8 protein-coding genes and 1 pseudogene are annotated in these 8,593 nt (G+C 65.8%); 6 read left to right on the top strand and 3 right to left on the bottom strand.

Annotated features, from left to right (window positions below; genetic code table 11):
- Window positions 1-215: pseudogene (locus WA702_RS20000) on the bottom strand (hypothetical protein); the annotation flags it as partial.
- 120 nt (window positions 216-335) lie between these two features.
- Here WA702_RS20000 and WA702_RS19995 point away from each other — a divergent pair.
- Window positions 336-701 carry a hypothetical protein gene (locus tag WA702_RS19995; RefSeq protein WP_425112277.1) on the top strand — a complete coding sequence of 122 codons (366 nt, stop codon included), beginning with the start codon at window positions 336-338 and terminating at the stop codon, window positions 699-701.
- 207 nt (window positions 702-908) lie between these two features.
- Here the strand turns inward: WA702_RS19995 and WA702_RS19990 are convergent, their stop codons facing one another.
- Window positions 909-1,964, bottom strand: coding sequence for a polysaccharide deacetylase family protein (locus WA702_RS19990; protein ID WP_425112275.1), 1,056 nt, complete (start codon window positions 1,962-1,964; stop codon window positions 909-911).
- Between the two features lie 285 nt (window positions 1,965-2,249).
- Here WA702_RS19990 and WA702_RS19985 point away from each other — a divergent pair, with 285 nt between their 5' ends.
- Together WA702_RS19985 and WA702_RS19980 are read left to right on the top strand one after the other, a co-directional pair.
- Window positions 2,250-2,528 (top strand): hypothetical protein, encoded by a 279-nt coding sequence (locus WA702_RS19985; RefSeq protein WP_425112274.1) that lies wholly within the window; start codon window positions 2,250-2,252, stop codon window positions 2,526-2,528.
- Between the two features lie 156 nt (window positions 2,529-2,684).
- Entirely contained in the window at window positions 2,685-2,897 is a 213-nt protein-coding gene (locus WA702_RS19980; protein ID WP_425112273.1) for a hypothetical protein, read from the top strand.
- A gap of 201 nt (window positions 2,898-3,098) precedes the next feature.
- Here WA702_RS19980 and WA702_RS19975 read toward each other — a convergent pair whose 3' ends face one another.
- Window positions 3,099-4,808, bottom strand: a complete 1,710-nt coding sequence (locus WA702_RS19975) for an MFS transporter (RefSeq protein WP_425112272.1) — start codon at window positions 4,806-4,808, stop codon at window positions 3,099-3,101.
- 159 nt (window positions 4,809-4,967) lie between these two features.
- Here WA702_RS19975 and WA702_RS19970 point away from each other — a divergent pair, with 159 nt between their 5' ends.
- The 3 genes from WA702_RS19970 to WA702_RS19960 all read left to right on the top strand — a co-directional run.
- Complete coding sequence (locus tag WA702_RS19970) at window positions 4,968-6,338, top strand: hydrolase (RefSeq protein WP_425112271.1); 1,371 nt, start codon at window positions 4,968-4,970, stop codon at window positions 6,336-6,338.
- 257 nt (window positions 6,339-6,595) lie between these two features.
- Window positions 6,596-7,987 carry a cytochrome P450 gene (locus tag WA702_RS19965; protein ID WP_425112270.1) on the top strand — a complete coding sequence of 464 codons (1,392 nt, stop codon included), beginning with the start codon at window positions 6,596-6,598 and terminating at the stop codon, window positions 7,985-7,987.
- 118 nt (window positions 7,988-8,105) lie between these two features.
- On the top strand, window positions 8,106-8,593 hold a 488-nt coding region (locus WA702_RS19960; RefSeq protein ID WP_425112269.1), incomplete at its 3' end, for a DUF5939 domain-containing protein.

The raw sequence follows: 8,593 nt of genomic DNA, 5'->3' as shown, positions 1-8,593 counted from the left end.
GTGATCGATTTGATCACGAGGCGATCCTCGAGCGCCGGGGCAAAGCCGGTCTTGGCCGGCGCGCAGTAATCTGACGGCACCACGCGCGAGACCCGCAGCGAGCGCGCGACATAGATCTCCTCGATATCGTCGTCGCCGGTCTGCGCCCATGCGCCGGAAGGACCGAGCAGCAATGCGCAGGCGATCACTGACGATATGAGTCCTGCGGAACGCATGGGAATCTCCAAACGGTTGAGGGAGCGCTGGTCTAGCACGCAGAACCTTACCCTGTGACGGGGATCACATCACCGGATGCGCTGCGCATCTAGTCTCGGCGCGTCAGGGGAGATTTCGGCATGCGCAACATGGCCCTCATCGCAATCGGCATGACTTTGGCGTCCCCAGCGGCCCAGGCAGGACAGACCCGCAGCCTGACCCTGTCGACCGGCGAAACTGTGGCGACGTCGCGACCCGCAGATAGCCAGCGCACCGCCGACGCCAACCCGCCGGCCATGGCACGGCCCGCAACGCCGCCAGCACAGGCTGCGCCAGCACCCGCGCAAATCGCGCCGCAGATTGTGAGCACAGAGCCATCCGCGCGGAGGCAAAGCGCGCGCGCGCCGCAACGGCGGCATACCGTGCGGGCGTCGAGGCGCCAGGGCAGCGGTTGGACCAAGTCCCGCATCGTCAGCGAGCTGCACCGCCACGGCATCTATTGGTGAGTTGAGAGAGACGCTCGTCGCGGTTCGAGCGAAGGAGCCGTCTTGTGCCCGCGATATCATGCAACGCGGCAGCGGGCATCCAGTATGCCGCAGCCTTTCGGTCAACCAGAACTGTCTCCGGGATACTGGGTCCCCCGCCTTCGCGGGGGACGACCAACTTGAGCAGCTTTGGCCGGTATGTTCGGCCGGACGAAACTCGGCCGGTTGTTACTGCGAGATGGTCTGGATCACGCTCGACAGCGGCCTTGCATTGGTCATCGTGGTCGGCAGCTTCGAATCCTGGCCGATCATCGCGTCATATTCCGGCAGTGACTCCAGCGTGCCCTTCGGCCGCATCGCCACCACCTTGTAGCCGCCGGCCTTCAGCCGCCGCAGCAAGGTCGGCAGCGCTTCGGCTGTGTGCTTCTGGAAGTCGTGCATCAGGATGATGCCTTTGCCCTTCTTCTCCAACCCGGTCATCACGGTGTTGATGACCTGCTCGGGATCCTTGGACCTGAAGTCGAAGGAGTCGATATCGCAGGAGAACATCGCGACGTTACGGGTGCCGAGATAGGCCACCGTGGCCGGCCGATGCTGCAGCTGCGGGAAACGGAAGAACGGGGCCGGATTGGTCTCGAGTGCGAACTTGACGGCGCTGATGCCTTTCTCCAGTTCGTCCTTCGCCAAATCGTCGGTCATCTTCTTGCCGTTCATATTCGGATGCGACCAGGTGTGCACGCCGACGACGTGACCCGCCGCCAGCACCTGGCGCAGGATCTCCGGGTGATACAGCGCGTGCTTGCCAATCGAGAAGAAGATGCCGGTGGTGCACTCGTCGGCCAGCGCCTTCAATACGGCCGGCGTGTTGCGCGGCCACGGGCCGTCATCGAAGGTCAGCACCACCTCGTGGTCGGTCAGGAAGTCGAACTGCTTGAAGTGGTCCATGCCGAAGCCGGGGCCGCCCGTGGTGTCGACCACGACGGTGCGGGAAATGCCGAGCGCGTCCGGATTGGCGCAAGCTGTTTTCTGGACAGCGGGCACGGGCAGGGGCAGCGGGGCGGGCGCCGGCTGCTGCATGGCGACCTTACTGGGAACCGCGGCCGTCACGTCGACATCGTCCCGCGCGGCGAGCTTCGCCGAAGACGCCTGTTCGGACGGATAGGCGGCGGTGGTCTGCGGCGCGGAGGCGAGCACTGCGCGCGGGGCGGAGAAGTAGTGCCACGTTCCGGCGATGATCGCGGCGGTGGCAACGGTGGCCAGCATCAGGCCCAACGCATTACGCATGTTAGATATCCCGAGAAACGCGAAACTGGTGGCGGCGGAGGACAGGATGGCCCCGTCCGATCCGATTACGTTCGATTAATGCCAATGAAACCTTAACGCGGCCCCAACACGGGCGAGATCGGCGAAGATTTCCAACGCCATGGTTGTGGACGGAACATGACTTGGAAGGAACATGGCTCAAGGCGGGCGTGACGACGATCACGGAAACGATAGCCGGTTGGCGGAATGATAGGCGCATCGATCAACCGACGCCGCACCACGCGGCGCTGCCGATGGGAGCCGATCATGACCGCTTTTCCGTTCCTGCTGCGCAAGGCCGTGCTTGTCGTTGCCTGCGCTGCCGCCGTCACCACGCTGAGCCAGCGCGAGAGCTTCGCCTTCAGTGCCGAGGCGCAGCAGATGTGCTCGGGCGATGCTTTCCGGCTCTGCGCCAGCGAGATCCCGAACATTCCCGCGATCACCGCCTGCATGATCAGGAAGCGCGCATCGCTCAGCCCGAGCTGCCGCACGGTGCTCGATCGCGAGGTCGTCAAGAAGAGCGGCAAAGTCGCCGATGTGGATTGATAGGATCGAAGTGCGGCGGAATGCGCTGGCGGTAGCCGAATGGGTCGTCCGGATCAGCTACCTTGTCCGCGCTGCGTCGGCGCAATGTCTTGCGAGGTCGGGCTACGCTCACTAAAACCGAACGAACCATTTGAAGTCGGGAGCGAGGCGTCACCCATGAGCAGAATTCTCGTCGTCATGTCACTCGTTGTGCTGGCCTCGGCGGTCCGGGCGCAACAGCCGGGGCATGATGCCTGCGCGCGCGACGTGTCGCGGCTGTGCCGGGCGCACATGAATGACGGCGACCAGGCCGTGCTGGCCTGTTTGAAGGAGCACCGCGCACGGCTGTCCCGGGCCTGCGAGCGGATGCTGGTCGAGCACGGGCAGTAAGAGAAAGGCTTGCTCTTCACCCTCCCCTGGAGGGGGAGGGTCGCCGCTCATGCAATGAGCGGCGGGGTGGGGTGATCTCTCGGCATGTTACGATACCCGTGACATCACCCCACCCCGTGTCACATTCCGCTTCGCTCCATGTGAGCCGACCCTCCCCCTCCAGGGGAGGGTGGCTATCGAGTTCGCGGTGACAAGAGCGCGCTACGGGCCGCTTCTTGTCGCCGTGGCCAATGCGGGCGCCTGCTCGACGGCACGGTCTGGCGGCAGCTCGCCGGCGTGCTCCCGCATATCCTCCTTGCCGCGTACCGAGCCGAACGGGCGCTCCAGCATGCGGCGGACATGCACCGGATCGGGGCCTCTGTGAAAGCTCGACGCGCGCTGATACAGCTCGCGCTCCGATCGCGTAGCGCGGTTGCGCTGGCGCAGATAATCGAGCCAGGTCGGGCAGTGATAGCGCTCGGTCCACGCTTCCGGATCGGCGATGTCGCGCGCGATCGACCATCCATAGGCGCCGTTGCGCTGCCGGCTGAGTTGGACGTCCTGCATCACACTGTGGAAGGCGCGGGCATCGTCCTGCGTCACGCGGTATTCGATCTCGACCACCAGCGGCCCCGAGCGCGGCGTCAGCGACAACTGCACCTCGGGATCGGCGAGGGCTTCGGCATCCTCGTTGCGGGCGCCAACCGGCGGCATCCGCAGCCACAGGCCGAGCAACGGCGACAGCGCCATCAGGGCGCCGGACACCACGAGCGCCACCTCGACCCCGTGAGCGTCGGTCATCCGGCCCCAGCCCCAGCTTCCGATCGCAATGCCGCCGGAGATCGATGCCTGATAGGCGGCGAGGGCGCGCCCGGCCACCCAGCGCGGTGCCGACAGTTGCACGCCGATATTGAACAGCGCCACCGCCAGCATCCACACTGCGCCGGCCAGCACCAGCGCGGCGCATGTCAGCACCGGACTGGCGCTGAGCCCGACAGCAGCGGTGGCGGCGCCCATCGAAAGCGTGCAGGCGCGCACGGCGGCCTCGCCGCTCATCCGCTGCCGGATCGCGCTGATATTGAGCGCGCCGATCACGGCGCCGACCCCGAACGCGCCGAGGATGACGCCATAGGTCAGCGCGCCGCCGTGCAGCCGGTCGCGTGCCACCAAGGGCATCAGCGCCGAGATCGCGCCGCCGATCACGCCGGTCACGAAGGTGCGGATCAGCACGATCCGGATCGAGGGCGAGTTGGCAATGTAACGGATGCCGGAAACGATGGCGCGGTTGAGCCGCTCGCGCGGCAGATGCTGCGGCTCGACGACGCGCCGCCACATCAACAGCGCGACCACCAGCGGCAGATAGAGCACCGCATTGCAGGCGAAGGCCGCGACTGCGCCGGCCGCGGCGACAATGACGCCGCCAATCGCCGGACCGAAGCTGCGGGCGATGTTGTAGCTGATGCCGTTGAGCGCGACCGCGGCTGGCAACGTATCCGGCGGCACCTGCTCGCTCACCGAGGATTGCCAGGCCGGCCCCATCAGCGCCATGCCGCTGCCGACCACGAAGCACAGCGACAGCAGAACATTCGGCGTCACCAGGTCGAACCAGAACAGCACGGTGAGCGCGCTCGCGCCGGCGAGCGCGATGCCGAGCGCGATCAGCGCCACGACGCGGCGGTCGTACATGTCGGCGATGGCGCCGGCCGGCATCGAGATGAACATCACCGGCAGCATCAGTGCGGTCTGCACCAGCGCGACGTCGTCGGCCGAGGACGTCATCTGCGTCATCGCCCAGGCCGCGCCGACCGCCTGGATCAACAGACCGAGATTGGAGAGCAGGCTGGCCAGCCAGATCCGGCGGAACGCCATGTGCCGCAGCGGAGCCGCAATGCCGTCCGTCGAGAAAATCAGGCGTCGGGGCGGGGCGTTCATGTCCGGCGTCGCTCCTTCGCAATGTCGCCAGTCTGTAATCGACTGGTGCTTGATTCCGCCAGGTCGTATGTGATGCCTGCGAAGGTCCGCCTCTGTCCAGTCAGTTTCCAGTTCTGAATTCGTGCAGGGGAGCAACCATGTCCAATGGGGGAACTGCCGATGAATCTGACGCGACGCACAATGCTGCAAGGTTTGGGAACCCTGCCGCTGCTTTCCGCTGACCTGCGCCATGTGGCGCTGGCCCAGGCAGTGCCGGCGACAAACGCCGCGCAAGAGATGCCGCCGATCCTGTTCGTGCACGGCAATGGCGATCATGCCGCGTTATGGATGACGACTTTGTGGCGGATGGAATCCAACGGCGTGCCGCGCACGCGAATGGCTGCGATCAACTTCACCGACCCGCTGGCGCGCAACGACGACACCGTGGCGCAGGCCAACCACTCCTCGACCGAGGACCAGCGGCGCGAGCTTGGCGAGGCCGTCGCAGCTTTGCGCAAGGCGACCGGTGCGGCGCGGGTGGCGCTGGTCGGCAATTCGCGCGGCGGCAACTCGATCCGCAGCTACATCAGGGACGGCGGCAATGACATCAGCCATGCCGTGCTCTGCGGCACGCCCAATCATGGCGTGTTCAATGCCGATGATCAGCTCGGCAACGAGTTCAACGGCCGCGGCACGTTCCTGAAAGGACTGAATAGCGGCGACAGCGAGGTCACGCCGGGCACTGACTTCCTGACCCTGCGCAGCGACGGATTGGACAAATATGCCCAAGCCGATGGCCGCTTCATCGGCAAGCCCGGCGTGCCGACCGGCGTCACCGCCGAAGGGCCGGAACTGAAGGGCGCGACCAACCTGGTGCTGGGATCGGTCGATCACCGCGAGACTGCCTATTCGCCGCGCGCCTTCCGCGAGATCTACAAATTCATCGCCGGCCACGAGCCGGAGCGGATCGCGATCCTGTCCGAGCCGAAGGTGCGGCTGAGCGGGCTGGTGACGGGGACGCCGGGCGGCGTGCCCACCAACCGCCCGGTTGATGGCGCCAAGGTCGAGATCTTCCGGGTTTCGCCCGACACCGGCGAGCGTCAGGGCGAGGCGCTCTATCGTGTCGAGACCGCGGCCGACGGGCGCTGGGGGCCAGCCGAGGTCGATCCATCAGCCTATATCGAGATCGTGCTGACCTCGCAGGATGCGCCGATCACGCATTTCTATCGCTCGCCGTTCCCGCGCTCTTCCGACATCGTGCATTTGCGGGCCGCCAAGCCGCTCACGGCGGCCGACACGGGCGCGAGCGCTGTCGTCATGATGACCCGGCCGCGCGGCTATTTCGGCCTGCCGCGCGATATCGTGCTGCTCGACGGCAAGGAGCCAACAGACGTGCAGAAGGGCGTTCCGACCGATTCGGCCACCACCTTGCGGCTGCCGGCGGGCGAAGCCGGCCGCAGCGTGGTCGGCCTGTTCAACCAGGAACGGATCGCCGCCCGGCTTTGGCCGGTTTCGGAAGGCAGGATTGCGGTCATCGAGCTGACGACTTAGCTGATGGAAGCGAGAACAATTGAGCTGATGGACTGTGGCGCCGCTGGCTCGCTGCACCTTCTCCCCTTGTGGGAGAAGGTGGCGCGAAGCGCCGGATGAGGGGTCTGTCTCTGCGGAGAGAACCCCTCACCCGTCGGCGCGCTTCGCGCACCGCCACCCTCTCCCACAAGGGGAGAGGGTATCCGTCGATGCCGAGCTGGTTCGCCTAGCTTTCTAGATACCACAGATGTCGGATCACGCTTACTTCGAGGTCCTGAATGTCAATCGCCGAGATCCATGACCTGTCGCGCGCACGGCGGCCATTGGTGCCGCCGACGCCGCCGCGCGCGCCGGACAACATGGGTGCTCTCCGGCGCGTCCTGAAGATGGGCGACAACGCGATCGCGACCTGGAGCCAGCGCGCTTATGAGGAGGATGTGATCCGGGGCCGCTTCTTCGGCCGCTCCAGCTTCATCCTCAACACGCCAGATGCCATCAAGCATGTGCTGGTCGACAATTACGAGAATTATGCCCGCACGCCCGGCGCCATCCGCGTGCTGCGCCCGATGCTCGGCGAGGGCCTGCTGATCGTCGAAGGCAAGGCCTGGAAGCATCAGCGTCGGACCTTGGCGCCGGCCTTCACGCCGCGCGCGGTTGATACGCTGATCCCGCACATGGTCGCGGTCGCCGACGACACGGTGGCGCAGCTGAAGCAGCGATGTGATCGCCCGATCGATCTGCGCGAGATCATGCAGCTGATGACGCTCGATATCGCCGGGCGCACCATGTTTTCGTTCGCGATGGGCCGGCACGGCGCCACGTTGCGCGAATTCGTCTTCGAATACGGCACGCGGTTGGCAAGCCCGCATCTGCTCGACCTGGTGCTGCCATTGTCTTGGCCGACGCCGCGGGATTTCGCCCGCGCCCGTTTTCGCAAGCGCTGGACCGCTTTTGTGGCGATGCTGATGGCGGAGCGTCGGGCCGCCGGCAAGAGCGGCGATGCGCCGCCGCAGGACCTGTTCGATTTGATGGACGCGGCGCGCGATTCCGAGACCGGGGCCGGCTTCTCCGACGAGCTGCTCGCCGACGAGGTCGCGACCATGATCCTCGCCGGCCACGAGACCACCGCGACCGCGCTGTTCTGGGCGCTGTATCTGCTCGCGCTCGATGGCGAGAGCCAGGAAAGACTTGCGCGCGAGGCGCAGGACGCCGAAGGCGCCATCGAGCCGGAACGGCTGCCATTCGCCCGCGCCGTGGTCGACGAGGCGCTGCGGCTTTATCCGCCGGCGTTCCTGATTGCGCGCGCTGCGGCCGGTCCTGATCAGGTTTCGGGTTTCCCGGTTCGTCCAGGCGATGTGATACTGATCGCGCCGTGGCTGCTGCACCGGCATGAAAAGCTGTGGCAGGCGCCGAATGCCTTCCTGCCGGAGCGCTTCATGCCCGGATCAGCGCCGCCGGAACGCTTCGCCTATCTGCCGTTCGGCGCCGGCGCGCGGGTCTGCATCGGTGCGCATTTTGCCTTGGTCGAGGCGACCTTGGCGTTGGCGCGGCTGGTCGGTGCTTTCAGGATCGAGCTGGTCGATCATTTGCCGGTGCTGCCGGTCGGCGTGGTGACGACGCAGCCGAACCGGTCACCGATGTTTCGCATCACGCCGCGTTTGAAATCGTAGGATGGGTGGAGCGCAGCGATACCCATCTATTGTCGTTTACAAAGAGAGATGATGGGTATCGCTTCGCTCCACCCATCCTACGAAGTGTCTTGTTGTTAGTTAGTCGAGTGGGACCATCATGAGCGACGCACCTCCGCAATTCTCGGCCCTTCACGAGGCCGCCGATCCGACCGTGGCCGATGCCATCGTGGGGCTGATCCATGACGGCGCCGATCCCGAGCTGAACCGGATCAACGCGCTCGAGTTCTCTGGCCGTACCGGCCTGGATGAAGAGCGGGTGATCTCCGGCTTCATCCACGCGGCGCGGCTCGGGCTGTTCGACCTGACCTGGAACGTGCTCTGTCCGGGTTGCGGCGGCGTGCTCGACGCCCATGGCACGCTGAAATCGCTGCGCGCCGACGACTATCATTGCGGCCTTTGCGCCGCCGGCTACGAAGTCTCGGTCGACCAACAGGTCGAAGCCGCGTTCACGGTAAGCCCGCGTGTGCGACGGATTGCGGCGCATGATCCGCATGCGTTGCCGGTGTGGGATTATTTCAAGCAGGTGTTCTGGAGCTCCGGCGTCGAGTTCGACGAGCAGTCGATGGCCTCGCTCTCCACCGACGT

Source organism: Bradyrhizobium sp. (assembly GCF_049798375.1).
Classification (GTDB): domain Bacteria; phylum Pseudomonadota; class Alphaproteobacteria; order Rhizobiales; family Xanthobacteraceae; genus Bradyrhizobium.
The sequence above is the reverse complement of the archived record's forward strand: the minus strand, read 5'-3'. Positions and strand labels throughout refer to the sequence as shown.